Annotated in this window: 16 protein-coding genes; 6 read left to right on the forward strand and 10 right to left on the reverse strand. The window is 48.0% G+C overall.

All coding sequences use genetic code 11. The features are described 5' to 3' along the window. The first annotated feature begins 269 nt into the window (after window positions 1-269). From GM173_RS13305 to GM173_RS13325, 5 genes are read left to right on the forward strand one after another with little or no spacing between them, the layout of a single operon-like run. A complete protein-coding gene (locus tag GM173_RS13305; protein WP_203571874.1) occupies window positions 270-2,384 on the forward strand; it encodes a DUF2298 domain-containing protein in 2,115 nt (704 codons plus the stop codon). Window positions 2,385-2,386: 2 nt separating this feature from the next. Then, window positions 2,387-4,426: a DUF2298 domain-containing protein gene (locus GM173_RS13310; protein WP_203571875.1), complete on the forward strand. Its 2,040-nt coding sequence runs from the start codon at window positions 2,387-2,389 to the stop codon at window positions 4,424-4,426. Between the two features lie 27 nt (window positions 4,427-4,453). Continuing rightward, the gene (locus tag GM173_RS13315) at window positions 4,454-4,831 is read left to right on the forward strand and encodes a GtrA family protein (protein ID WP_203571876.1); all 378 of its coding nucleotides are present in this window, start codon (window positions 4,454-4,456) and stop codon (window positions 4,829-4,831) included. After that, window positions 4,828-5,772 (forward strand): glycosyltransferase family 2 protein, encoded by a 945-nt coding sequence (locus GM173_RS13320; RefSeq protein ID WP_203571877.1) that lies wholly within the window; start codon window positions 4,828-4,830, stop codon window positions 5,770-5,772. The genes GM173_RS13315 and GM173_RS13320 overlap by 4 nt, the downstream gene beginning before the upstream one ends. Before the next feature lie 15 nt (window positions 5,773-5,787). Next, window positions 5,788-7,782 carry a hypothetical protein gene (locus GM173_RS13325; RefSeq protein WP_203571878.1) on the forward strand — a complete coding sequence of 665 codons (1,995 nt, stop codon included), beginning with the start codon at window positions 5,788-5,790 and terminating at the stop codon, window positions 7,780-7,782. A gap of 108 nt (window positions 7,783-7,890) precedes the next feature. Here the strand turns inward: GM173_RS13325 and GM173_RS13330 are convergent, their stop codons facing one another. From GM173_RS13330 to GM173_RS13365, 8 genes are all read right to left on the reverse strand, one after another. Next, window positions 7,891-9,213, reverse strand: coding sequence for an NAD(P)/FAD-dependent oxidoreductase (locus GM173_RS13330; RefSeq protein ID WP_203571879.1), 1,323 nt, complete (start codon window positions 9,211-9,213; stop codon window positions 7,891-7,893). After that, window positions 9,210-10,187 (reverse strand): lysylphosphatidylglycerol synthase transmembrane domain-containing protein, encoded by a 978-nt coding sequence (locus tag GM173_RS13335; RefSeq protein WP_203571880.1) that lies wholly within the window; start codon window positions 10,185-10,187, stop codon window positions 9,210-9,212. The genes GM173_RS13330 and GM173_RS13335 overlap by 4 nt, the downstream gene beginning before the upstream one ends. Window positions 10,188-10,208: 21 nt before the next feature. Further along, window positions 10,209-11,195 (reverse strand): glycosyltransferase family 2 protein, encoded by a 987-nt coding sequence (locus GM173_RS13340; RefSeq protein ID WP_239078524.1) that lies wholly within the window; start codon window positions 11,193-11,195, stop codon window positions 10,209-10,211. A gap of 346 nt (window positions 11,196-11,541) precedes the next feature. Beyond that, entirely contained in the window at window positions 11,542-12,681 is a 1,140-nt protein-coding gene (locus GM173_RS13345) for a response regulator (RefSeq protein WP_203571882.1), read from the reverse strand. Then, window positions 12,674-17,161 (reverse strand): EAL domain-containing protein, encoded by a 4,488-nt coding sequence (locus tag GM173_RS13350; RefSeq protein ID WP_203571883.1) that lies wholly within the window; start codon window positions 17,159-17,161, stop codon window positions 12,674-12,676. Before GM173_RS13350 ends, GM173_RS13345 begins: the two co-directional genes overlap by 8 nt. Before the next feature lie 272 nt (window positions 17,162-17,433). Next, window positions 17,434-17,832, reverse strand: coding sequence for a YidB family protein (locus tag GM173_RS13355; protein ID WP_203571884.1), 399 nt, complete (start codon window positions 17,830-17,832; stop codon window positions 17,434-17,436). Window positions 17,833-17,923: 91 nt separating this feature from the next. Continuing rightward, a complete protein-coding gene (locus GM173_RS16320) occupies window positions 17,924-19,963 on the reverse strand; it encodes a putative bifunctional diguanylate cyclase/phosphodiesterase (protein ID WP_203571885.1) in 2,040 nt (679 codons plus the stop codon). A 1-nt stretch (window position 19,964) separates the two neighbouring features. Continuing rightward, entirely contained in the window at window positions 19,965-20,915 is a 951-nt protein-coding gene (locus GM173_RS13365; RefSeq protein ID WP_203571886.1) for an HDOD domain-containing protein, read from the reverse strand. 389 nt (window positions 20,916-21,304) lie between these two features. Here GM173_RS13365 and GM173_RS13370 point away from each other — a divergent pair, with 389 nt between their 5' ends. Then, window positions 21,305-22,048, forward strand: coding sequence for an LOG family protein (locus GM173_RS13370; RefSeq protein ID WP_203571887.1), 744 nt, complete (start codon window positions 21,305-21,307; stop codon window positions 22,046-22,048). Between the two features lie 71 nt (window positions 22,049-22,119). Here the strand turns inward: GM173_RS13370 and GM173_RS13375 are convergent, their stop codons facing one another. Both GM173_RS13375 and GM173_RS13380 read right to left on the reverse strand, forming a co-directional pair. After that, on the reverse strand, window positions 22,120-23,415 hold the full coding sequence (locus tag GM173_RS13375) for a DUF3999 domain-containing protein (RefSeq protein WP_203571888.1): 1,296 nt from the start codon (window positions 23,413-23,415) through the stop codon (window positions 22,120-22,122). Next, on the reverse strand, window positions 23,415-26,156 hold the full coding sequence (locus GM173_RS13380) for a DUF2339 domain-containing protein (protein WP_203571889.1): 2,742 nt from the start codon (window positions 26,154-26,156) through the stop codon (window positions 23,415-23,417). The genes GM173_RS13375 and GM173_RS13380 overlap by 1 nt, the downstream gene beginning before the upstream one ends. Between the last annotated feature and the right edge of the window lie 78 nt (window positions 26,157-26,234).

The raw sequence follows: 26,234 nt of genomic DNA on the forward strand, positions 1-26,234 counted from the left end.
TTTTAATAATAGTTGGTGTAATTAGCTTCCATAGGGCTTGCCGTTGGGCATGCCGGGAATAGGGCTGGAAATTGATGGCGCGGTGCAGCAGGCGGCGCAGTGTGGGCGGCATTGAATAGTCATGGATGGATTTCACCGCATTGCGCGCTGCAGCGCAAGCTCTACCGCATGTAAGGATTGCTTGCAGTTGTCGCGGTTTTCCGTAGAATGCCAAAAACGACTACAGAATCGGTTATTTAAATCGATCGCCGACCGGATGGGGGACACTCATGCAGATGATTCATCTGGCTCTGACCTTGGGCTTAATTTTGCTCAATTTGGCAGGGCTAACACTAATTTTCAGTCGCTTTTTGCCGCCAGCATTGGCGCGCGTCACTGGGATTCTCGCGTTGACCTTACCGCTATTTGCTTTGGAGCATATGGTGGGTTTGGGTAAATTGGCGTGGGTTTGGCCTTTGACCAGTTTGCTCAGCTTAGCGTTGATTTATCGGCAACGACATCAGTTGCGTAGTTCTGGCTTTTTAAATGCCGAGTTGGTGTTCTTGTGCTGCTTTGCGTATGCACTGGCATGGCGTTTTTTGTTCCCAAATATTGATAGCTTGGCCGAAAAACTCACTGATTTGTATTTCATTAGCAATTACTTGCCCGGCGCGACATTACCGCCGCAGGACCGCTGGTTTGCTGGCCCTTATCTATTCGATTTCTATTATGCCTATCAGCATTATGTAGCGGCTTTAATTGGCCGTATTTTCTCGCTAGAACCGGGCTTTACGATGAATATCGCTTGGTGCCTATTGGTCGGGATGATTGGTAGTTTGGCTTGGTTTGTGGCAAGTCGTTTTATCGCCGCACGCTGGGTGCGCGGTGTTTTGGTTGCGGCGCTGTTGGCGGGCGGCAATGGTTTGACGCCGTTGATACCGTTTTTGATTGATGCGCCAGCGGTGAGCGGTGAAGCACGCGCTGGGGCGGCGATGGGGCGTTTCTGGGAAGCGACTCGCTTTTCGGGGATGAGCGACGAGAAGGTTAATACTGCGCTAGGTCAAGCTTTATTTCCGCGTGTGCCGGGCGTGGAAACAATGGATATACCGCTCGAAACGATTTCTTTTTATGCCTATCTTGGGGATTACCATCCGCCTTTGGGTGGCTTTGCCTTAATGTTGTATGCGCTCGGTTTAATGGCGGCGAATCGCAAACGGTCTGACGAATTGGCAACAGAAGCGGAGCAAGCGAGCGAGACTTCAGCCGAAAATCCCGATGCAACTGTGACGGCACCCACTCTTGCTATGGCGTCGCCAACATGGTCTGCACCGTTGTTGGCTGCGCTGATTGGCGCTAGTCCCGTGGTGACTCTGGTGACCAATGCTTGGGCACTGCCGCCACAGGCTTTGCTGGTGATGGCGTGGTTGGTGTATCAGCATTTAAACGGTGGGGTAAATTTCAAGGCTTTCTTTGGCGGTGTGGCGATTGCCTTAATGCTGTGCTTCCCGTTTTTATCACATTTTGCGCCGGGAGCCGTCAGCACACCAATTCGCAGTGTGGCGCCGCACGAGCACACGCAATTCAACGTATTCCTCGCTTTGCATTGGCCAGTATTGCTGTTATTGCTGGGCGCATTTTGGCTTGGATTTAAAGAGCGATGGGCGTGGTATCTGGCGCTGGTGCTGCTGGTATTGCTAGGATTTTCAGAGTTTTTGCTGTTTCAGGATGCGATGGGCGGCAAGTTTGCCCGTTTTAATACCACGATTAAATGGTGGTCTTGGATTTGGCCTACCGCGCTGATTGGCCTTGGCAGTATGTTGTACGGCCTAGGAAATCGCTTTAGTAAGGCGGTGGTGCTGCTGATTGCGTTTGCGGTGCTGAGTAATGTGTATCACATCGCCAATTACTGGCTATTTTCATCACGCGTAGACACTGGCAAATTGGCGGGTACTGGCTGGCTGAATCAAGATGCCACCCACGCCAATATGCTGAGCTACTTAAAAAATGCTTCCGATGGCGTAGTGCTCGAGGGCATGCAAGGCGGTGCGTATAACAATACCAGCGCGTTTTCATTGTTTGCTGGCAAGCCGATGTTCTTGGGCTGGCCTTCGCATGAAGGTTTGTGGCGTGGTGGTGCAACGCATATCGGCGCACGCCATGATGAGGTGAATCGTTTTTATGCCGGCACTTTGGAAAACCCTCGGGCTTGGTTAGAAAAAAACGATATTCAATATATTTTGTGGACTCGCTGGGACGAAGCTAAAGGCTCGCACTTGCGCGCGCAAATCGATCAGCAAATTGCGGTCGACTATTATTTCCGCGCATTTGAAGAGTCTGGCTCGATGAAACTCGGTATCTGGGAGCGTCGCCCACCGCGCGCAGCTCGCAAAATGGAAGGTCAATAATCATGAATTTAATTTATTTCACCATCACGATTAGCTTAATTTTAATTAATTTGGCTGGCTTGAGCGCGTTGGCATCGCGCTGGGTGCCTTCGTTCGCTTTAGCGCGTGCCGCGGGGATTTTGGTCGTTTGTTTAACGATGTTTTTTATCGAGCACTTTGTTGGCTTTGGTCAATTAAATTGGGCTTGGCCGTTCACGACTGCGCTGGCAGCCTACATTTTGTACTCTGACCGTGTTCGTTTAAAAGAATCGGGCTTTTTACGTGCAGAGTTAGTGTTCTTAATCGCCTTTGCGTATGGTTTTGCGTGGCGAGTGTCTTTCCCTAGCGTGTATCCAAGCTCAGAACGCGTGATGGATTTGCTATTTATTGTGAGCTATATGCCGGGTGAGACGCTGCCAGGCTTGCACTACTGGTATCCACCGAATCGTTTTGATTTTTACTATGCCTTCCAGCATTATGCGGCGGCCTTAATGGGGCGGATTTTTGGTCTGGCACCGGGTGTGGTTTACAACATCGCCTTTGCGATTTTGATGGCGCAACCGCTCACCTTGGCGTGGGACTTTGCCTCGCGCTTTATACGTAATCATTGGGCTAAGCTGTTGCTGGTTGCTACGTTGGCGATTGGTGGTAATGGTGCAACACCGTTTGTGCATTTAAGTTATCAAGGACCGGAGAATGCACAGGGCTATGAGCTTTCGGTAGAAACCAATAAGCATATGTGGGCTGGCGTGCGTTTTGTCGGTGGCTTTGACCAGATGCTCAATACCGAGTTTGGTCATAGTTTATTCCCGAAAAAAACGGATGGGACATGGACTGCACGTGATCTTCCGGCAGAGAATTACGGTTATCAATTCTTCTTAGGTGATTACCACCCACCGTTGGGCGGCTTTGCGCTATTGCTGTTGGCGATTGCCTTAATTGGCGCATTGGAGTTTAAAACACGCCACAGTGAAGCTTCCTCCGAAATTGAAGTCGCCGACTTGTCCGATCAGCAAAGTGCGATTTACCAAGCTTTACTCGCGCTCACGATTCCTGCCATGGTCGCAACCAATACCTGGACTTTCCCCTTGCTGGGCATGTTACTGCTGTTCTGGATTGGCTGGCGTTATCAGCAAAAGCGTCCGCCAAATTGGCGCGCTTTGCTCATTGGTGGGATTGGCGGTTTTGTTTTAATTTATCCATTCTTAACCGCCTTTACCGCGCGCTCTTTATCGACGCCGATTAAATTGGTTGGTTTGCAAGACCACACACCATTGATGCAATTTATCGCTTTGCATTGGCCGATTATGTTGTTTGCTCTGCTGGGCGTATTTCAAAAAGGCAGCCGTAAAATCACGGTAATGTTTGCGCTGGCATTTGCATTTATGTTGGCGTTTTCAGAAATCGTTTATGTGGATGATCCAACAGGCGGCTTCCAAGACCGTACCAATTCAACGATGAAATGGTGGGGCTTTATTTACACCGGTGCGTTGGTTTCGCTTGGGGCCTTGTTGTTGGCGGCGAAAAGTAAGGTGGTTCGTGTAGTCACGGTTTTGAGCTTAATGGCGATTAACATCTATCTCTATGATGTTGCTCGCTATTACTTTACAACCGAGAAATCGGAGTTTGGCAATTTGTATGCGTCGGGCACGTATACCCGCGATGCAACGGTACGCGACATGTTCCGCTATTTGGCTAAAGCGCCGATGGGCATCGTACTGGAAAACCAATACGGCGATGCTCTAAACGATACGGGTATCTACGCTTTGTTTGCGCAAAAGCCAGTGCTATTGGGTTGGTCAAATCACTTGCTCACTTGGCATAGTAATGTCGGCCAAATGTTTATCTTGAAAGATCAAATCAAGAAATTCTACACCGGTGATATGCCCGATATGGCCGATTGGCTGCTGGCTCAGGATGTGAAATACATCGTTTGGAGCGGTAAAGATGCGGAAAACCGTGCTGGCTGGGCCAAGATTCAGCAAGCAATACAGCACGAATATGCTTGGCATGAGTTTTATGCTGCAGGTGATTTCCGTGTGGGTATATGGACAAAACGCTAGTTTAGCAATGGTTTTGGCCAGATACCTATGTCAAATAAGTTGAGCGCGCAATTCCTGCGTTATCTATTGGTCGGTGGTACGTCGTTTGGAATGGAGTACGGCCTGTTTTGGTTGTTATTTCATTTCTCGACGCCATTGCTGCTGGCCAATACGGTGGCATATCTGACGATATTTTTTGTTAATTTTGTCTTAATGCGACTCTGGGCATTTAAGTCGCAGGGCAATGTTCAACGGCAAATACTGCTGTCTGCGGTGTTAGTTGGGTTTAATTTGCTAGCGAGCAATGCGGTGATTTATTTGTTGGTGAATCAACTGCTAGTGCCCGCCTTGATTGCCAAAGTAATCGTCATGCTGATGGTGGTGGGCTGGAATTTTGTATTGTACAAAAAGGTAATCTATCGATGATGCCGCAACTCATTTCACTGGTCATCCCAGTTTACAACGAAGGCCCGCATATTGAAGCTAGTATGCGTACGGTGCAAAAGATTCTGTTGGAGCATGATATTCGCTACCAAATTGTGCTGGTTGATGACGGTTCGCGTGATGACACATGGCTAGCACTAACACGTTTGGCCGAGCAATTGCCCGGCATTAAATCAATTAAATTATCGCGAAATTTTGGCAAAGAAGCCGCGCTATGCGCTGGCCTTGAAAATGCCGATGGCGATGCCTGTATTGTGATGGATTGTGATTTACAGCATCCGCCGGAGTTAATTCCACAAATGATTCAACTCTGGCGCGAGGGTTGGGATGTCGTGGAGGGCGTTAAATCGGATCGTGGCCAAGAATCTGGCGTGTATAAGTTTGGCGCAAAAGTGTTTTATCGCACTTTTCAAAAATTATCCGGCTTTAATCTGCGTGGTGCATCCGATTTTAAACTGATGGATCGCAAGGCGGTGGATGCTTGGCGCACCATGAAAGAGCGCGATACGTTTTTCCGTGGCATGTCGGCTTGGGTCGGCTTTAAGCGTTATGCGATGCCATTTGTCGTGGCGCAACGCACCGAAGGCGCTAGCAAATGGTCGCCAGTCAAATTAGGCCGTTTGTTCATTTCGGCAATTAGCGCGTTTTCTTCATTGCCTTTGCAGTTAGTGACACTACTGGGCGGCTTATTTTTTTTGGGGTCGCTGGTGTTGGCGCTGCAAACTTTGTATATGAAATTGTCTGGTCACGCCTTTGATGGTTTCACCACGGTGATTTTGCTGCAGTTGATTATTGGCAGTTCGCTGATGCTTAGTTTGGGCATTATCGGCACCTATTTGGCGCGGATTTATGATGAAGTGAAAGGCCGCCCTCGCTATCTAATCAGCACGCAAGTTGAATCGTTACACACTGAATCAACCTAATATTTGGATCTCGCCATGTTGGCTGTACTGTATTTAATTGTCACTTTTGTTTTGGGTTTCCAGTTATTGAAGTATTTATTGCCGTGGGTGCTGGATATTCCGCAGCGGACGAGTTTGGCGGGTACAGCGGTAAATGTACCGCTGTGGATGATCCGTTGGCCAGCTGCGTGGTTGCTCGGTGCATTAGTATTGAATTGGTTGACTTTTATCGGCGCCAATATGGCGGGCAATATGCTCACAGGTGCGGTGATTACATTGGTCATCGCCTTGCTTGCCTGTGTGAGCTGGGGCTCTTATCGATATTCATTGACCGAGCTAAAACCGCAAGCAGGATGGTGGCGGCAGTTGATCGGTATTGAAGGGGCGTATGTCCTGTTTGCCTTGTTGATTGCTAGCTTTATCGCTTGGTATACGCTGATTATTCACAACGGCCAGCTTTATATTGGCAATACGGTGTGGTCTGATTTTGGCCCACACTTGGCCGTGATTCGTTCATTCTCAATGGGTGAAAATTTCCCGCCACAATACCCGCATTTTCCTGAAGGCAATATCCGCTACCACTTTTTATTTCAATTTTTGGTGGCAACATTAGAGCGCTTGGGTTTGCCGCTGGACTGGGCTTTTAATGTGCCGAGTATCTTGTCACTAGTCAGCGTGTTTATGCTGTTGTATGTGTTGGCGGTGACGCTGACAGGCTCTCGTGCCGTTGGTGTTTTGACCGGTATTTTCTTTATTTTCCGTTCCTCATTTGCTTTTTTTACCTTTGCTAAAGACCATCTGGATGGCAGTTTATGGTCAGCAATCGTGAATGTTTCGCTGCATATCGGCAAAACGCAAAATGAAAGCTGGGGATTATGGGCGCAAAACGTCTATGCCAATCAGCGGCATTTTGCATTTTCGATTGGGATCATGCTGCTGATTTTGTTGGCGCTGTTGCCCTTGCTGCAAAAAATGATTGCAAGTTCTGGCTCATCAATCCGTAGTACAGCAAGCGCGTGGCTAGAAAAAGACAGTTGGCTCGTTGCCGATTGGCGACGCGCGCTGACACTTGGCTTTTTGCTGGGCGCAATTGGTTTTTGGAATGGCGCGGTGGTGATTACTGCGCTGATTGTATTGGCGGTCATGGCTTTGTTCTGTCGCAATCGCTTAGAGTTTCTTGTGATTGCAGTGTTGGCGGTGGCGATGTCGATGCTGGAGTCGCGCTGGTTTATTGGCGCAGGCGCATCGGCAGTCAAACCCATGCTGTATTTTGGCTTTTTGGCCGAACATAAAACGCTGGCTGGTTTAACGGCGTTCTTACTTGAATTACTGGGTATATTCGTACCGCTATTTATTGTTGCTATGTTTGGGCCAATACGTCGAATGGGTATGTCTAAAGGCTTGGCTTTAGCCTTTATTACGCCACTGGTGTTTGCGGTACTGGTTTCATTAACGACCGATATTAACGCCAACCATAAATTCATTATGGTTTCTGTCATGCTGGCCAATATCCTGATTGCCGCACTAATTGTGTACCTATGGAAAACAGGGGCAGGCGCGCAGCGTGCCTTGGCTGTGATCTTTACTGGCTTGATGACGGTGACTGGTTTGGTTGACTTGCTTACCTTGTACAATATGAACAAGGGTAATGTCTTGATTCAAATGGATGATCCGGTTGCCAGTTGGATTAAAACCAATACAGCGCCAAAAGATGTGTTCCTCACTGATTGGTCGGTATTACATGCGGCGCAATTTGCGGGGCGGCCGATCTATTACGGCTGGCCGTATTATGCTTGGTCGGCAGGTTACGATACCGACACGCGAAGCCGCTGGTGGAAACGCATGTATTCAACCAGCAGTCCCGATGAATTAAGAATGATCGCACGCGGTGAAAACATTAAATACATCGTGGTTGATAATAATAATCGTGGTAACAAGGAATATGTGTTGAACGAAGCTTTGATTGCTCAAACATTCCCTTTGGTGTTTAGTCATCAAAAAGATGGCACTATGATTTATCGGGTTGAGTAAAAATAAGCCTGACAGTTGATGTAATTGATCAGATAGGAACCGATTCTTGATAAATTGATGAGCATAAAAAAAAAGCCGACTTAAGTCGGCTTTTTTCTGTTGGAATATTTAGCGGCTCAGCTGTTCTGCTAGTTTTTTACCCAATTTGCGCCCTTCACGAATCGCATAGTTGGTGCCACGATCCTCGGGGTAGATTTGCGCCATTGAGCAAAGATGGAATCCTTCTGCCGGGCCTTGCTCAGATGGGATCAATTGACTGTAGTTCTTTTCGACCACAGGTTGTGACCAGCGTGCTTTCCATACATTATGGCGAATGATCCAGTCGCGGCTGAAGGCGGGGAACATTTTTTGCAAATGAGGCATCGCGTAATCGAGTACTTCATCCGGCGTCATGCTGTACATCGCTTCGGTGTGCGGCAGGTATTTTGATAAATACACGATATGGCGGCCACCGTATGATTTAACGCTTTCAAAATTGGTGTGCTCAATGACGGCGACAAATGGAAATGATGGGTCATTTACGTTGAGCCAATAGGTTTTCGATAGACTCTCTTTTAGTTCAAGCACCAAGCAGACGTTACTGAGGTAGTTGATGCGATTCAGTTGTGCTTGATATTCTTGGCTCGCCCAGTTGGAAACCATCTTGGCAATCAGCGGTAAAGCCACTGTCGCAATCACATGATCACTAGTGATGGTGCTGTTCGGAGTTTTGATTTGCCATTCGCCGTCGATACGTTCAAAAGACTCAACCGGGCTATTGAGCAAAATTTGACCGCCGAGTTCACGGATTTTATCTGCGAGTGATTCAGCCAGAGCCACAAAGCCGCCTTTGTAATAAGCAAGGCGTTCTTCGCCGCCTTTGCCGCGTGATCCGCCGCGTAGTTTGAGTTTATTCCAAAACCACACTGCAGAGATTTGATCGGCAACAGGGCCGAATTTGCCCTTCAGCAGTGGCTCCCAAACGATTTTGTAGACTTTCTCGCCACCCATTTCAGTGAGCCATTCAGTCGCGGTTTTATTTTCCAACTCCATCCAATTCTCAACCTTGCGCGCACGTAACGCTAATAGGCCAAGGCGAATCCGGTCGAGCATTGGCAATGGTGTGAATTTAAGTAGGTCGAGTGGTGTAGAGAGCTTGAAGAAATTATTGGCGTAATACACGCCCGTATTGGTTGGATTGATTGAAACATGATCTTGCAGCCCAAGTTCGTCGATCAAATCCATCACGCTGCGATCATTAGTAAACCAGTGGTGGTAAAAACGATCGAGTTTTTCACCATCCACATCAAATGCCGCAGCAAGACCGCCGAGTTCCGCTTCGGCCTCCAATACGGTGACTGCAATGCCTTTTTTGGCAAGTTCATACGCTGCTGATAAACCAGTAAAGCCGCCACCAATAATGGTGACACGTTTGGCATTAGAAATGCTCATGACAAAGTTTCCGTTTTAGGTGTTTTGATTGAATGCTTGGCAATATAAAGGCCGCCAATCAGCGTGGGCGGGAACCATAATAGCGCATGAACTAAGAATGCATACGCTGTCGCTGCGACTTGGCTATTGCCCAATAATTTCATCGCATGAACGGTAAAGAAATCAAAGGTGCCAACGTATCCCGGTGTTGATGGAATCAAGGTGGCCAGTGTGCCAGTTGGTAATGCGAGCCAGCCCGCTTGCGGTGCGCTCAGCGCAGGTAATGAGAGTGCCGCAAAATAAAACACCAAGCCTTCTGCGAGCCAAGCACAAAGCGAAAATGCCAGTAACTTGAGCATCATACTGCCCTGCGCCAAAGTGGCTAAAGTGCTGATTGCTTTGTTGGCTTCTTGCTGGATTTTCTCGCCAATTGTCGGTGAGATTCGTTTAATCAGATTAGCGGCAAAGCTAATTAGTGGGCTAAAAGAGCGAGGAAATACCAGCACGAATAAAATCAATACCGCGCCTGCTAGCAATAAACTTGCGCCAACTCCAGCAATCGCATTGATTTGAAATACTAATAAAGCACCACCGAGCATGACAATCACCATCAATAAATCGAGCAATCGTTCGACAAAAAGGGTGGCCAGTACAGTGCCTGAGGTGGTTTGCAAGGTTTTATTGAAGGCAAAGGCGCGCATCACGTCGCCTGCGCGAAATGGAAGTACATTATTGGCTGCAAAGCTAGCGAGGAATGGCCCCGCTACTTGGCTTGCGCGCAAGTTGGGGGCGTCATGTTGGAGCATCGCGTGCCAGCGCAAAATACGGCAGCTGTAGCCGACAACAAATGCCACGATGGCCGCAAAAATAAACTGTCCTTGTGCCGCCGCTAAGGTCGCGTGTAATTCGCGCCAGTCGATACCGCGCAAAATGAGCCAGCCAAACAACCCCGCTAACAACACGCCTAGGCCTAAACGTAGGTATTTTTTATTCATAGTATGTTTGCACTTGCGGGCTTATTTGCGGTCAACGACAGGGCTGCGGCTATGCGCAGGCATTTCATCGCCTTGATAACCAATGTATTCTTGCACGATATACAGTGGCCGGCGTTTGATTTCGCTGTAAATGCGACCGATGTATTCGCCCAAAATACCGACACAAAGTAATTGCACGCCACCGATAAACAGTACTGCAATCATCAGCGCGGTCCAACCTTCAACCCAAGTATTGGTAAAAAGTCGCATGCCAATCGCGTAAATGATGCCGAGCAAAGCCATCGCTGCCGCAGTTACGCCTAAACCAATCGCCATCTGTAGCGGCTTGCTCGAAAACGACATAATGCCATCCGTCGCAAACTTCAGCATTTTGCGCAAAGGATATTTGGTTTCACCAGCAAATCGTTCGGCGCGGCGATACGGTAGTGCCGTTTGCTTAAAGCCTATCCAGCTGACCATACCGCGTACAAAGCGATCTTTTTCTGGCATCGCGCGAAGTACATCGACAACAGGGCGACTCATCAGCCGGAAATCGCCAGTATCGAGCGGAATCGGTACATCAGAGAGCTTATTTAATAGTCGATAAAAACCACGCGCGGTGGCCAGTTTAAATGCCGATTCACCAGGGCGTTCTGTGCGTACTCCGTAAACGACATCATAGCCTTCACGCCATTTGGCGATCATTTGATGTACGACTTCGGGTGGATCTTGCAAATCAGCATCAATTAAGACGACCGCGTCGCCACGCGCAGCGTCGACACCGGCAGAGACGGCGATTTGATGACCAAAATTGCGCGCAAAGCCAATAATGCGGATTTCTGGGTTGTTTAACGCGGCGGCTTTGAGTAAGGCTCGAGTTTGGTCTTTACTGCCATCATCAACGAATACGAACTCAAGACGCAGATCGCTGATACCTGCACGAAATTGAGCCAGGCGTTTGAGTGTCTCCCCGATAACTGCTTCTTCGTTGTAACAAGGGATCACGATTGAAAGTAATGGGTGTTGCATGAGGGTCTTCTCCATCCGCCGCGCTCTGCGTGCCAATTGCGCCTCAGTGTCAAATTCAGCGCGCTGATTGTCTTGGCTTATTTTTGTGTAGTGTGTTCTGTTTAAGTACAGAATTGGAGCTAACCTTACATCATCGAGGCTAGCTTGAAAACCCATGAATTGAGTCGGAAGTGATTTTGATGACAATCGGCAACTGTTTTGGTCGCTATATTCGTGAGTGCTAATTGAGTTAGCCTAGCGTCACTAGAAATAGCGTTAGCCTATGCCAACGCTAGTGGATTTTCGAGACTCGCGCCGACTCGCGGCAAACAACGTATCAGCGCGGTTAAAACCAGCTCTACAAACTTTAGCTGGGCTCGATGGTATTTTGGAGTTCTTTAATTGCGTTACTGAGTTGATCTTGAAAGTGAGCCTCCGCAAGCAAAGAGCTAGAGACGTCTTCAAGGCCGTCTTGGATAATCGTCATTAAGGCGTTTTCTTGTCGTTCGGTTAATTCTAAACCGACCAGTGCTAACTCTACTTTCATCATCACATTGCTTAGAATAATGGATGCAGAGGCGCGGCCAGAGCGTTGCATTTCGTCAATATTGGCCAAGGTGGTGGTGAGTTTTTTGATCGTGCTGTCGATGGCATTTCCACGCTGAGAGGATTGGCTGGAGGTATTGATCGCCTCAAGCCGAATTTCAGTTGCTTCAATCAGCATCGCCAAATGATCACGTAATCGACCACAGCGATCTGGATCATTGATGGGCATATTGCTAATTAAGCAGCGCACGTGCGGATACGTAATTGACATTCGGGTTTTGAATTGGGTAATCCGATCCATGGTCGCCATATGTTGTAGGACGGATACTTCGAGCTCGGTAGCGGGGCCCCGAAGATTGAGCGCTAGTGTTTGCCCTGCCGGCAATAAAAGCTCTACCACGCCATCTACGTCAAACATCGCTAAGGCTTTGAGTGTTGCATTGGCCAGTTCAAGCGGTGTTTTACTTTGATTAAAAAATTTAATCCCTTCCAGCATCAGCCCAGTTTCACTCATGCTAGTCATCGCCAGCATCGCGGTATTGGTGGCGTATTGGGCTTGTGATTTAAGCTGCGCGCGTTCCTCTATCAGCTTGAGTACATGAGCGACTTTGACTTCAAGCACTTTGGGGTTGACGGGTTTGAGCACAAAATCTTCTCCGCCGACTTCAAAGCCGCGTAAGCGATCTTCAATCCCATCAAGCGCGGACAGAAAGAGTACCGGAGTGTCGCCGATAGAAAAATCATCTTTAATTTGTTGGCATAATTCATAACCATCCATCTCTGGCATTTTAATGTCGGCAAGTATAAGGCTAGGTGCTTTGTGTTTTAATATCTCTAGAGCAATACGGCCAGATTCTGCGGTGATGACTTGGCATGTCTCGCTCAGTGCTTCACAAATAAAATCCAGCATAAATTCATCATCATCAACGACTAATACCAGCGGTTTCACAACATCATTCATTTTCTAAGTCCTTTTGAATCAATTTATTTTTTCGCGATGGCTGAAACTCATTGGCATTGCTTTCCCAAGCATGTTTCCAATCAAGCAATTCAGCTGCGGGCATGGGGCGGGCGATTAAAAAGCCTTGAACTTCGTGGCAACCAATCGCCACGATTAAATCCCAATCGGCTTGAGTTTCAACGCCTTCGGCAACTAGGTTGAGTGAAAATTGCCGCCCCAGATTGGCGCTGTGCTCTAAAATTCGCTGTGCTGAGCTGTTGTGACTAGCGCCATGCACAAAAGCGCGATCGATTTTTAGCTCAGTAAACGGCGTTTGCATTAGATGTTCTAGTGTAGAGAAACCGGTACCGAAGTCATCGATTGATAGCCCAAAGCCTTTAATTCGTAGGCGCGTTAAAATATCTAAACTCAAGACATAATCGTGAGATAGCTGGGTTTCCGTAATTTCTAGCGTGATGGCGCTTGGAGAGACGTCGTGTTCTTGCAGTATTTTTTCAAACAGTTCGGGTAACTCAAGTCGATTTAAATTATCCATCGAAACATTGACCGATAATTTGAGAGAGAGCCCCTGGTGTTGCCACGCTTTGAGTTGCTGAACAGATTGGCGTAGCACGCAGAACGTGAATTCATCAATCAAGCCTAGCGCTTCAATTGCTGGTACAAATGAGTTTGGGCCTAATAAGCCTCTGGTCGGGTGATGCCAGCGCGCCAAACTTTCTGCACCCATCACACGCCGTTCTTGCGTGCTCACCTTGGGTTGGAAATACAGTTCAACTGCGTTATTGGCTAGTCCCCAGCGTAATTCTGCTTCATTGAGCGCAAGTTCATGCTGGTGGTGGTCTATTTTGGGCACGAAGAGCGCGCTGGTGGGTTGGGTTAGTAACTGAGCGAGTGCATTGGCTTGGACTGGTTTGCTTAAAGAGCCACCTAATTTTAGTCCAAACGAACTGGCGAGCCGTTCGGTGGCTTTGAGGACTTGTTCATCCATCCCCGACAAAATCGCAATCGCGCCGTTGTATTGCAGCTTACCCAATTCGCGTAGAAATTCGACGCCGTCCATGTCGGGCATTTGCAGGTCACACAAAATCCAGTCAGGTTGGCTGGGCTGTTGAGCGAGATAAGCGAGTGCATCACGCGCTTGCATAAAGCACGCTAAGTTACTTACCCCGATATTGGTGAGTTGCTGCTGTATGACTTCGAGCAGCAATTCATCATCATCAAGCAAGACCACATCAAGCTGCTTGGCAAGAGGGGTTGATTGTTGTTCTGCAACGCTGCTGGCGAGGGGGGCGATGAAATTGAGTTGATTAAAGCGTTGGCACGTTTGAATAAATAGGGTATCGGCCTCTTTAATCATATTTATCAATTGTTCTGGTGGTATACCTTGTTGATCAAGCGCTGAGAGCTGTTGCCCCAAGGCCATCGCACCGACCGTTTTGGCGGTCGATTTCAATTTGTGACATTCAAGCGCAATCCTTTCATAATTTGCCGATTGCAGTGCTTGCTCGATATGGAGTCGGCTTTTTTCATAAGCACTAATAAATTTAGCAATGTAATTGCGCTGCCGTTCTGGTTTGTCGCCCAGCATGGTTTGGATGACGCTTTGATCCACGATTTCATTTGGTTTGGGCGCATTGACTTCAATTGCTGGCCTGGGTTCGTGTTGGAGGCGGGCGAGTAAAACACGGTAGAGGCTGGCGACATTGATCGGTTTACCGATGAAGTCGTCCATGCCTGCTTCAGCACATTGTTGTTTGTCTTCACTGGATACATTCGCGGTCATCGCAATAATAGGCACTGCTTGCCAATCTGGATTTGCCTTGAGCTTGCGACAGGCGGTGAGCCCGTCCATGTTGGGCATTTGTACGTCCATCAAGATGGCATCAAATGGTTTGCTTTCTGCAAGTTGGATGGCCTCAAGACCATCGTTGGCAATCTCTACCGTGATTCCAATCTCTTGCAATAACTCGGTGCCAATTAGTTGGTTAAATGGATGATCATCTGCAAGTAAAATGTGTTTTCCTTTCAGCATGGCGAGGCATTCTGGGTCTGGCGAGGCTGTTGGGGGGAGCGCGGTGGGTTGGGCTGCAGGCAGCTTGATGCTGAATTTAAATTCGCTACCTTCGTGGAGTGCACTGATTAATTGAATATTCCCTCCCATTAAATGCACGATTTGTTGGCTGATAGCTAGCCCCAAGCCTGTACCGCCGTATTTACGGGTAGTGGAATTGTCTGCTTGTTGAAAGGATTGAAATAGTTTGCCTTGTTCTGCTGCGCTGATTCCGATGCCGCTGTCTTTTACTGAAAAATGGATTCGTTCATCTTCTTCGGTCTGAACGGACAAATGAATATCGCCTTTGGCCGTAAATTTAATCGCATTACTTAATAAATTAAGCAAAACCTGCCTTAGTCTTAACTCATCACCAATACATCGCGTTGGAATTGCCTCGCTGATGTGAAGGTGAAGTTTTAATCCCTTATTTTCGATTTGCGTTGCAAATAGTGCGACTAAGCCATTGACGAGTTCTGCAAGGCTAAATACATGTGCATCAAGCGTAAGTTTGCCTGCTTCAATTTTAGAATAATCGAGAATGTCGCTGATGATACCTAGCAGATGGCTGCCAGATTGTTCGATTTTTTGAATATAGTCGCGCTGCGTTTCGCTTAAATTGGTGCGCAAGGCGAGGTGGGTCATCCCCAAAATACTATTGAGCGGGGTACGAATTTCATGGCTCATATTGGCCAAAAATGAACTTTTGGCCTGGCTGGCTTGCTCGGCTTGCTGCTTGGCAATGACAAGCTCTTGGGTGCGGCGCTGCACCCGTAGTTCTAAAGATTCGGCTAATTGAAGTAGATTATCTTCGTAGGCAATACGCTCGGTAATGTCACGCACCATTGCGGTATAGATTGGCACGCCATAGTTGTCGGAATAGGAAATCGCGATTTCGACTGGAAAGGTTGTGCCGTTTGCGTGCTGCGCAGCGACTTGACGCGCGGCTTTCCCGCCCATTTTTCGGGTTTGATTTCCTTGAGCCGCAAAATGATGCATGTGTTGTCGATGATTGGCTGCAACCTTCATCGGGATGAGTGTTTCAATCGGTGCGCCAAGAATTTGATGTGCGGCAAATCCAAACATTTGTTCGGCTGCACGGTTAAATAAAATAATATTAAAATCCGCATCCGTGGTAATGATGGCGTCCATCGCCGCATCGATCATTCCGGAAAATTGAGCTCGGCTAGCCAGCAGTTTATGTTCGCTGGCTTTGAGTTGGGTAATATCGTTAATGCTGACCGGCACGTGGCGTGCCTCATCCAAACTCTGTGGAATAGGAAAAGAAAGCACGGCTTGTATCTTTTCCCCTTGCAGACTGACTAAATTGACCTCGCTGGTGAAGGTGAGATCTCCGCGCCAAAATGCACAGAGTTGTTCTCGTACGACTTGATCGGTACCTTCGCCAAATAGACGCGTAAAGCTACGTAGAAAATCGGCTTTATTATCGCTGCCAAATAATTGTAAAGTGGCCTGATTGACGTCGATGACTTTGATTAAGTCCATCATTTGATACGCTACAGCTGGGTTATGCCTTAGATAAGCTGGAAAATCGCTGATTTCGCTTTCGTGTAGTTCTTGTAAATGCTGCACTAATTTTGATTGATCTTGATTCCAGATCGAAATCCCTGCGTTATCAAATAACTGACGATAGCTTTGTTCACGGAGCCGACGTTCGGTGATATCGCTGATAAAGCCTTCAATAAATAGCAGTTGCCCGTTTTGATCGTAAATTCCGTCGGCTTGATCCCATACCCATTTTTCACTGCCATTTGCTGTGATAATTCGATACTCATTACTGCAGTGTAATTGGTGGCTAATATTGTATTGGCATTTATCCCAGAGCCATTCCACATCGTCAGGGTGAATTAGTTTGCCGAACGTGATTATCCGTTTTTCAATGAAGTCTTCGGCGGAGTAGCCGGTGAGATCTAAACTGCCTGCGGTGCAATATTCTAAAGTCCAGTCAGCATCGTTTTTGCAGCGATAAGCCATACCCGGAATATGGCGTAGTAAATGAGAGAAGCGCTGTTCGCGTTCGCTAACTTGTTGGCTTAATTTATTGAGCGTGGTGATGTCTTCGACATTGCCAATGTAATGCGATAATTCACCGTGCGAATCAAATTGCGGCGTGCCTTGCGATAAAACGTATCGAATTTCACCATCGGGCAATAAAATCCGAAACGTCATTTCAAATGCGGTTTGGTTTTTTACCGCTTTTTGCCATTCTGCGGATACTGTAGATTGGTCGTCAGGGTGAATATGACGCGACCAGCCGTCGCCGAGGCTTTCTGCATGGCTGAGCCCAAATAGCAGTTGCCAAGCCCGATTACTATCACAACAAGCACCCGTTGCGTCAGTAATAAAAAGACCTACGGGAATAGGATCAAGCCAAGCGGGGATGATTAATGGGCTGTTTGAATTCAGCATAGCCATTTGGGACGATGATTATTCGTTCTTGTAATTTAGTGTATTGTCAGAGTAAATGCCTAGTTTGTTTTTGATTGTTTTTTTGTAAGTAGATCTATAGATGTAGGGATGCTGGCTAGCTTGGTGCAATTTTTGTGGCGAAAGGTGTTCAGCGCTGAGGATGATAAGTAAGGAAAGAGGCTTATGAAGTAAAAAAACGACCTCGTAAGGTCGTTTCTTTGTTTGAGTATTGCTATGTAATCCTTCTAATTAATGGGCTACATGCATATACCTTAGCTAAAAAGTTTCCCTTTTAGTAAGCCCATTGCTGCGCCTACGAGGTCTTGCTGGCCTGCTTCAACTTCGCCGTTGGGGGTTAAGCCGTCAATCAATTGGGGTAATAGCGTTGAGATTTGACCCGCCGCAGCCTGTGGATCAACGCCAAATTTTTCTGCGACCGATGCGACGAGCTCGCTGCCGAGCACGGATTCGATTTGTTCTGCAGAAATAGGTAAGTTTTCCCCTGAGGAAACCCAAGACTGAGCCACTTCACCTAGGCCACCTTGTTGAAATTTTTCGAGCAAACCTGATACGCCACCCTGTTGTTCGAGTAAGCCAGCCAAAGCGCCCATACTGCCTTCTGCATTATTGCTACCCAAAAATTGACCCGCCAAAGTATCGAGTAAACCCATGATGTTTTCCTATTTGATAAATGAGTAATAAATGGTCAAACCGGCTTGCACCTGGAGGCTTATTCTTAGGGACGGCGTCAAGAATGGCAAGTTAAATTTCAGCTTTGCGGGCAAGGAGTTTGGCGAACTCGCCACTGGGTAAGGGCTTACTGAGAAGATAGCCCTGCATTTGATCACAATCGATTTGTTGTAAGAATGTAAGTTGTGCCGCGTTTTCAACGCCTTCGGCAATCAAGCGTAGATTTAAACTTCGAGCAATCGCACAAATGGCATGAACCAGTCCCGCGCTACCATGATCGCTGGGTAGTCCTCGAATAAAACTTTGATCAATTTTTAGGTAATCGAGTGGAAAGCGTTGCAAATACGATAAATTGGAATAGCCAGTACCAAAATCATCCAAAGCGAGTGAAAAGCCAGCCGCTTTAAGGCGAGTGAGTAAACCAATGGTGGCTTCATCGTTTTGCATCAATATTGATTCGGTGAGCTCAAGTTCAATGCGGCTGGGGTGCAGTTGTAAATGGCTAAGCAGGTGGCAGAGTTGCTCGGGTAAATTGTTTTTGAATTGCCGTGCCGATAGATTAATTGAGAGGCGTGGCAGGTAGAATTCGGCCTCATCCCATTCGGATAATTGTTTGGCGGCTTGCAGCAGCACCCATTCACCAATCGGTAAAATCAAGCCGGTCTCTTCGGCAAAAGGTATAAATTCGGCTGGCGATACAACGCCACGCACAGGATGTTGCCAGCGAATTAGTGCTTCGGCACCGACGATCTGCTTTGTGTGGCAGTCGAACTGGGCTTGATAAAAGAGTTGGAGTTCATTGCGCTCAAGCGCATGGTGCAGCTCGCTAGATAATTTAAGCCGCGCCATCGAGCGCTGATTCATTTCGGGCGAATAAAACAGCATGTCTTGTTGTGCTTGCTTGCCACGATGTAGCGCTACGGCCGCTTGATTGACCAGTTTTTCGGCATCACGACCATCATCGGGATAAACGCTGATGCCGATATGAGCATTAAGTAATAATTCTTCATGGCCTAGCGTAAATGGATGATTGATTTTTTCCAGTACTCGCTGGGCGACCATGGCGGCGTCGTCACGATGGCGAATATCAAATAAGGCGATATAAAACTCATCGGCGCCAAAGCGGGATACCACGTCCTCATCGCGCAAGCTGGTGCGGATACGTTGTGCAACTTCGATTAACACTTGATCGGCGCCGCTATGCCCAAATGAGTCATTGAGTGCTTTAAAGCGGGCAATATTAAAGCAGAGCAGGGCGCCGTGATGATTATTCCGCCTTGCTTCGCTTAAAGCTTGCTCGAGCAGCGCAAAAAGCATCGTGCGATTGGGAAGGTTGGTCAGTGGGTCAAAATAGGCCAGTCGATGAATCTGGGCTTGCGCTTGATGTTGTTCACTTAAATCGGAAAAAATCGCAAAGTAGTGTGTGAGTTCGCCGCGTTTGTTTTTAACCCCATTGATTGCCAGATGAATGGGGTAGCGTACGCCTGATGCACGCTCATCCCATAGATCGCCTTCCCAGTGATGATGTAGTTTGAGCTGTTGCTGGAGCTCTGTTAGTTTTGCCGATTCTCGTTGCAGAGCCTGAAAGAAACTAGGCAGTTGCGCTATGCTTTGTTCGAGATTGCGTTCGGTGATGTGATGGTAAGCTGCATTGCAAGCAACGCAGTGGAAGTTTAAATTGGTGATGACAATCGCATCGCTGGCTTGTTCGAAAATATGGCTATAAAGTCGATTTTTTTCTTCAAATTCCAATTGTTCAGTGATGTCGGTCAGGTAACCAATCATCCGGATTGGTCGATTTTGCTCATCACGCACCAAGGTCAGATGAATTTTGGCCCAAAATACATCGCCATTTTTTTTGCGACGTAAAACCTCCATTTGTGCGTGCCCTTGAATCAGCACTGCATTCAGAAATTCGCTATCGTCCGGACTTTCATCGGCGTAGAGCAGCAAAATATGCTGGCCGAGTACATCGTCGGCGCTGTAGCCAAATAGTTGCTCGGCGCCTTGGTTCCAGCCAGTAATATAGCCTTGCAGATCGAGTGTGATTAAAGACGCCGCTAATTGATTGATGATTTGGCTATTGGCGCCAAGTTCATTATTGGGGCTCACTTTAGTTTGACCCACAGATTAAGCGTTGCACCCAGGTGATCGCTTTGAGATCGGTATTAATCCAGCTGGCTTGTTTGGCGAGCAATGGCTTGAGCACGGGATGGTGGATTTCACCTGCTTCTAGCATCGCGAGTTGCTGAAGTGCGTGACCTAACAGGCCGTCGCCTTTGAGTAATGCAAGGCGCAAATTCGTTTCGAGCGGCAATGGTGCCAGTAGTTGTTCTAGCGGTTCGCCAAATAGACGATCCAGTAATGACAACATCCCGCACAGAAAAGCTTCATCGGCGCTGGTGTTGCCTAGCCAACCTTGTTCTGCCCACAGCGCTAAGCGTTTGCCACGCATTGCTGCAGCAATCAATATGACGGGGGCAGCATCAGCTTCGCCATATTGTTCGGCATACAGCAGCAATTGTAACCAGCGTTGTAGTTGGCGCCGCCCTAGTATGGTAATGGCTTGGCGAATGCTGCGTGCTGGTGCGGCATTGCCCATGCCAACTGAATTGACTAATTTCAGTAGATGAAGCATCAATTGTGGCGCTTTGGCTAAAGTGCTTTCTAGTGCACTGGTTTCGGCATCGCTGACAATCAGACTGAGTAGCTCTAATAGGATAGGTTTGCTTGGATTGGCGGCATGATGGCTGCTGCTGGCTGCGGTATACCATGCGCCGCAAGCCAGATCCAAAGTATTGAGTTGTTTGATCTGATTGGCATTCTGTAGGTGAAAATGCAGGCGTCCTTGATTGGGCAAAGTAATGCCATTGTTGCTTGCTTCAACAGCGATGATGCTATCCGTTAGTTGTTGCTGTGGATTACCGATTGCAAAACAGCTAAGCGCGCCTAATTCTTGGTTTAGTAACGCGGCCCCCAGTTGATCTGCATATTCAGCGCCATGATGGGCAAATAGGCCAACCCAGTGTTGCTGTTGATTCCATACTAGTTCAAACACAATCATGGCTTGATTCTCAATATATGCTTGTTTCAAATTAGGCTTTGGATAGCTGAAGGGCAAGGGAATGTCACTTTTGGAATGGGCTTGATTGAGTGTGTCTGTGAATTAAATACCAAGAAAAATGAAGTGGTGCAGGATAGAATAACGGTGAAGGGGTGTTGGGGATGTTGATATCGGGCGCATCAAATTGATCACTTGGAAAATCTGGTGATTGATACTTTGTTCATCGCCCAACTCGCCTCAGCGTGGTCGAGCTGCAAGCGTAAACAGCCCTTTGAGTTTGCTAGATCAATGGCTTATTGAAATCCTTGTTTTTAATACTTACAGAAACAAATTTTCTGGCTAAGATAAAATCGTCGTCGCCACAAGGCACGCAACATAAGTGAAATATCATGATTAATGCATACAACAAACCCGTCGGCGTGATAGACGACGAAGAAGCGCTGGATATTGTCGGTTCAGCGGTTTTGAAACTTTGGGATGCGGTGGATGATTTGTCGCGTTTGCGGCCTGCGCATACCCCTGATTATCATGTCACCATTTTTGGTTCGGCGCGGATTGAAGAAAATACGCCGGCGTATGAGGCAGTAAAACAACTGGCGGCACAGCTGGCGGCGATGGGCTGCCGAATCGTGACCGGTGGCGGACCTGGTTTGATGCAGGCGGCGAATGAAGGTGCTAGCCAAGGTGCGCCGAATAAGCCGGAAGCCTCGGTTGGAATTCGGATTGATCTCGATTTTGAGCAAAACGTGAATGATTTTGTCGGTCGCGTATTTGAGCACAAAACCTTTTTCTCGCGCTTACATCATTTCATCATGCGTTCCAATGCTTTTATTGTGACGCCGGGTGGCATCGGTACTTTGTTGGAATTATCGATGGTGTGGCAATTGATTCAGGTGCGCAAGTTGTACGATACGCCGATTATATTGGTCGGTGAAATGTGGCATGAACTCGTCGATTGGGCGCAGCACTATATGGTCGATAATAACGCTGGTTTAGCCAGTCCCGTCGATATGCAAATTCCGATTGTTGTCGATACGATTGAAGATGCGATTCACTTGATTCGTGAGCATCACGAGCGCTGGCAAAAAACCGATCGTGAACTCAAACCAGCCCGCACGTCACCGCCGCGTTGAGCGGGACTCTTGCAGAAAACCTCGATTTCTTATCAAGAAATCGAGGTTTTTTTGTTTAAATGATGTGTAGTTTATTGCTTTGATGATTTGAGTTGACCCATTAAGTTGCGCGCCATCACGGCTAATACGCCAACCGCTACGAGCAATGCGCCCCAAAGTAGCCATTTTTTTTGTTGCGCCGGATCGCTTTGCTCGGTTGGATTGGGGTTCAGGACTGCGCTGGCGACGCTGGCCCTTGCGATTGGCTGATTTGGCGTAATGAGTAGATCGGCTTCGCTTTGCACCGCGCTTTGGATATGTTTATTGCCGTAGGCGAGGGTAAACGGTGGCTGGCCTCGTGCGACAAAGATGAGCGTGCTGGGCGTCCAGCCCATTTCAATTTTGACTTGTCCTTGTCCAATCCCTCCACCTTGGGTATCGAGCTGTAGCTTCCATTCAGTATGGCTATTCGGGCTAAACATGGCTGGGGTATTGCTGATTTCAATGTTGTTACGCATCAATCGATAGAGTACCCCTTGCCAGCGAGACTGCCATGCCGCGTCACTACGCTGGCGCGAGTAAAGCTGCGCTCTTACCACCGTATTGATTTCGGGCAGTGTGATACGCATTTGATCGACTGGCGTTGCAGTCAGCGTTTGAAAGAACAGTGCGCCTTGCTCGGACTTGCTGATGTGAGTGGTTTGCCATTCATGCGGCGCTTGCGTTTTCCCCTTGTGTAAACCCACATCGACCGATTGCAATTGCGGTGCGCCATCTGGCCAGCTTAGACGCAGATATTTAGCGCTCGTGTTGGGGAGTGCCAGCGTCTGCTGCGCGAGTTGCTGATTTTGGTATTGCAGGTTGAGGACGTTGCCGCGTTGCAGCTCGCGCCATTGCTGCAAATCATCGCTCGCTTCAATAATGACGGTGCCGCTGTATTCTGGGTTTTGCCAAGTAAAGGCGATGCTGCTGAGCGGCGTTTTGATCTTGCTGGCATCAACGAGATAAGTAACGAACTCTTTTTGCAGCTCTTGCTGGGTGATGGCGAGCAAGCTGCCGTCGGAATTGCGTTGAATCTGGGTGCGGCTGCCTGGCGTGTTGTGTTGTTCGATTTGGGGGAAGAAGGGCAGTGAAATCGTTTCGGGTTTGGCTTCGATCGCGGGTGGTGTGCGTAAAGTGTACGGCACTAATTCTCCCGCAGCATTAAATACGCGTATATCGCCCAAATCGCTGCGTTGGCCGTGCTGATACACGTCGATTGGCAGGCTTAGTTGATATTGTGCGTTGCCACTGGGCGTGATGAGGCTTTGCTTGTAATGAAAATCAGCTGGGACTGGATTTGCCCAAGCGCTTGAACTTATAAGTCCTAATATCAGCCAGTTGCGCATTATGCTTCCTCCGTAGGGCTTGCATTGCGGGGCGGTAGCGGTGAAAAATACCCGATGAGTAATAACAAAATACCGACACCAATAAATGCCACAATGCGCTCAATGCCGCTAATTCGAGACAGATCAAACATAAATAGTTTAATCACGACGACAGACAATAGCGCAGCACCCACTAACCACAAAATGCGCTCAACACGGCGCGTTGCCGTTAGCATCAGCGCCAGTGCAATTAAAGTCCAGAAAATCGTCAAGCTCATTTGGACCAACATCGAGTCGGCCAAGGCATCGATTTGATACGGAATGTGCTGTGTGTGGTGCAGTGTGCGCAGCAGCACTGCATTGAGCCACACAAAAATTGAGCCGCCTGCAGTCGCTAAAATTAAGGTATTGGGCCATGCAAACTCTGGCCATTCCTCTTTGCAGCGCAGCAACCACATTGCTAATACAGCAAACACCAGCCATTGCATGATGTCGATCGGGTTGAGTAGTGGCAAGTACGGCAGTGGTGTCATATTGCCATCGGCAAACGCGCTATTAATTCCCCAAATCCATAGAAAACCGCAAACAGGCAATGGACCAATTGCCCAGTAAACGCGGCGGTAATCATCGATCGGCCAGCGCTGACCAAGTTTCAATAGTAAGAAAATAGCGGCGCAGAAAGCCAACGGCCACGCAGTGAGTGACCAAATACCTGTAGGTATCTTGTTCAAGAGAAGTAAATTTAATTCATTGGCGAATATACCCATGCATAACCAAAGCGTAATCAGGTGTAGGCCTTCATTGAGCGTCTGTGGGTCTTCATCATCGTGGCGCAATAACAGCCAGAAATTGGCAGCAATTGCGATGGGCCAAATAAGGTTATTCAAGAAGTACCCGTTGTGATCGAAGGCAAGTAGCGCCAGAATTAATGGCAAGGCTTGCGCCGGCCAGCGCGCGGCAGCCCATTGCTGGCGTTGCCAAATCAAGCTAAAAATCGTGCTGGTGAGGACTGCGAAAATAACAAAAGCCAAATTACGCTGTGAAGCGTCGATAAAACGCTCGATTTCTTCGCTATTGCTGCCGACCCACCACAGCAAACCCCAAGTGGCGAGGATCCAGCCTGCCGGGTGTAGTAGTGACTTGCGGCGAGTCCAAAATTCTTGTGAATTTATGTGGAGCTGCCAGCCACAAAATAGTCCCGCCAGTGCCAGCATCAGGCCGCTAATATAGTTGCCGTTCAGTATCGGCATCCTCGCAGTTAGGTGCATGCCCGACATAAACGCCAAACCAGCAAAAAATTGCAGCGCTAAACCAAAAAATAGCGCTAAACGACGTTGTTGACGCAGGCTCAGCCAGACGACGCCAGCCCCTTCTAGCGCCCAAATTGCCGCGCTGACATTGCCATCAAACGCCAGTGGAATGGCTAGCGTGGCAAAAATAATCCCGAGCGCGAGCAAGGATTCGAGCATTAAACGTAGGCGTGGATTGTGTTGCCGAATTAAAAAGAGTCCCAAGCCTAAATAAAATAGCGATAAGACCACCGCTGAAAATGCGAGCCCATATTCAATTTCGTGTATTAACTTGGCGAGCAAGCCAAAACTCACAATCGGTGTACCAAATACCAGCGTGCCATCGATGGGCGATTTAATTTCGCAATCTTGGCGTAGTGCATAAAGCACGCTGATGCCAACATAAAATAAGAAAAATAAAATCAGGAAGGGGAGTGTGCTAGCGAGCAAATCGGGATGATAAGACAACGCACCCCAAAAAGTTGCAATCGAGAAAGTGAACACAAATCCGAGTAAGTTGAGCGGACGCCAAGCTTTAAACCACGCTATGCCAAAAATACCCGCATTCAAAATGGCGTAATAGCTAAACAACATCACATGGCTGCCGCTCCCGGTGGACGTCAGAATCGGTGCTAAAAAACCGCCAATAATACCCATTACAGCTAAAGAGCGCGCGTTTTGCAGAATTGCTAATGCAGCAGAGAAAACACCAATCGCGACCAATAAACCGAGTGCTAAGCCAGCTGGCACCAGTTGATACAGTTTGAGTGCGCCGAAGATGGTCATATACAACATACCAATCCCACCGCCCTGCAAAATTAATGCATAGCCCGATTTTTTGTCGCGTAATCGCCAGCCAATGACAAGCAAGGCGATCGCGCCAGCAGCCAGCCCCGTTAGCCGATACTCAATTGGCAGCATACTGTTGTCGGCGGCGTACTTCAGCAAAAAACCAACGCCAAAAAATAAAATTAAAATCCCCACTCGAACTACGGTATTGCCGCCCAGTAGCCATGCTTTGGCGCGGTTGAACAATTCTTCGGCAGCACTGGGAGTTGCAGGTTTTACTGCGGCAGGGCGAGCTTGTGCTGTGCGAGGCGGGATGATTTTTTCAATCGATGCAGTCACTGTTTCGACTGGCGTAATCGGTACTGAAGTGCTTGTTTTGCTTGGCTCAGTGTGAGTGTTTTCTGCTCTCGGTGTGATTATGCTGGCTGAATTAACTGGCGCTTGCCCAGTGCGTAGGGCTTGCACTTCAGCTTCGAGCTTTTGCACTCGGTTTTGCAGTTGCATCAACTGCTGTTGCAGTGTGCTGGCTGGCACAGTGCTGCTTGACTTGGCATTGCTGCGATTTTGGCTATCAATTAAATGCCCAATGACGCCGCCAATCGCCGCCATGACTAAGGCGGTTGGCCATTCATCAATGTTCCAGCCAAAAGCAAAGCCAACTAATAGCAAGAAAAACCGCAACATAAAACACACCTCGAAGTAACCGTGTCGTCATCATAGTGTATTTAATGTCTGGCTTGTTATGAACTAATTTGCTTTTGA

The sequence above is a fragment of the Deefgea chitinilytica genome (genome assembly GCF_016881405.1).
Taxonomy (GTDB): domain Bacteria; phylum Pseudomonadota; class Gammaproteobacteria; order Burkholderiales; family Chitinibacteraceae; genus Deefgea; species Deefgea chitinilytica.

Excerpts from the sequence above, each read along its gene's own strand:
- GM173_RS13305 (WP_203571874.1), top strand. The coding sequence starts at position 270 with ATGCAGATGATTCATCTGGCTCTGACCTTGGGCTTAATTTTGCTCAAT.
- GM173_RS13310 (WP_203571875.1), top strand. The coding sequence starts at position 2,387 with ATGAATTTAATTTATTTCACCATCACGATTAGCTTAATTTTAATTAAT.
- GM173_RS13315 (WP_203571876.1), top strand. The coding sequence starts at position 4,454 with ATGTCAAATAAGTTGAGCGCGCAATTCCTGCGTTATCTATTGGTCGGT.
- GM173_RS13320 (WP_203571877.1), top strand. The coding sequence starts at position 4,828 with ATGATGCCGCAACTCATTTCACTGGTCATCCCAGTTTACAACGAAGGC.
- GM173_RS13325 (WP_203571878.1), top strand. The coding sequence starts at position 5,788 with ATGTTGGCTGTACTGTATTTAATTGTCACTTTTGTTTTGGGTTTCCAG.
- GM173_RS13330 (WP_203571879.1), bottom strand. The coding sequence starts at position 9,213 with ATGAGCATTTCTAATGCCAAACGTGTCACCATTATTGGTGGCGGCTTT.
- GM173_RS13335 (WP_203571880.1), bottom strand. The coding sequence starts at position 10,187 with ATGAATAAAAAATACCTACGTTTAGGCCTAGGCGTGTTGTTAGCGGGG.
- GM173_RS13340 (WP_239078524.1), bottom strand. The coding sequence starts at position 11,195 with ATGCAACACCCATTACTTTCAATCGTGATCCCTTGTTACAACGAAGAA.
- GM173_RS13345 (WP_203571882.1), bottom strand. The coding sequence starts at position 12,681 with ATGAATGATGTTGTGAAACCGCTGGTATTAGTCGTTGATGATGATGAA.
- GM173_RS13350 (WP_203571883.1), bottom strand. The coding sequence starts at position 17,161 with ATGCTGAATTCAAACAGCCCATTAATCATCCCCGCTTGGCTTGATCCT.
- GM173_RS13355 (WP_203571884.1), bottom strand. The coding sequence starts at position 17,832 with ATGGGTTTACTCGATACTTTGGCGGGTCAATTTTTGGGTAGCAATAAT.
- GM173_RS13365 (WP_203571886.1), bottom strand. The coding sequence starts at position 20,915 with ATGATTGTGTTTGAACTAGTATGGAATCAACAGCAACACTGGGTTGGC.
- GM173_RS13370 (WP_203571887.1), top strand. The coding sequence starts at position 21,305 with ATGATTAATGCATACAACAAACCCGTCGGCGTGATAGACGACGAAGAA.
- GM173_RS13375 (WP_203571888.1), bottom strand. The coding sequence starts at position 23,415 with ATGCGCAACTGGCTGATATTAGGACTTATAAGTTCAAGCGCTTGGGCA.
- GM173_RS13380 (WP_203571889.1), bottom strand. The coding sequence starts at position 26,156 with ATGTTGCGGTTTTTCTTGCTATTAGTTGGCTTTGCTTTTGGCTGGAAC.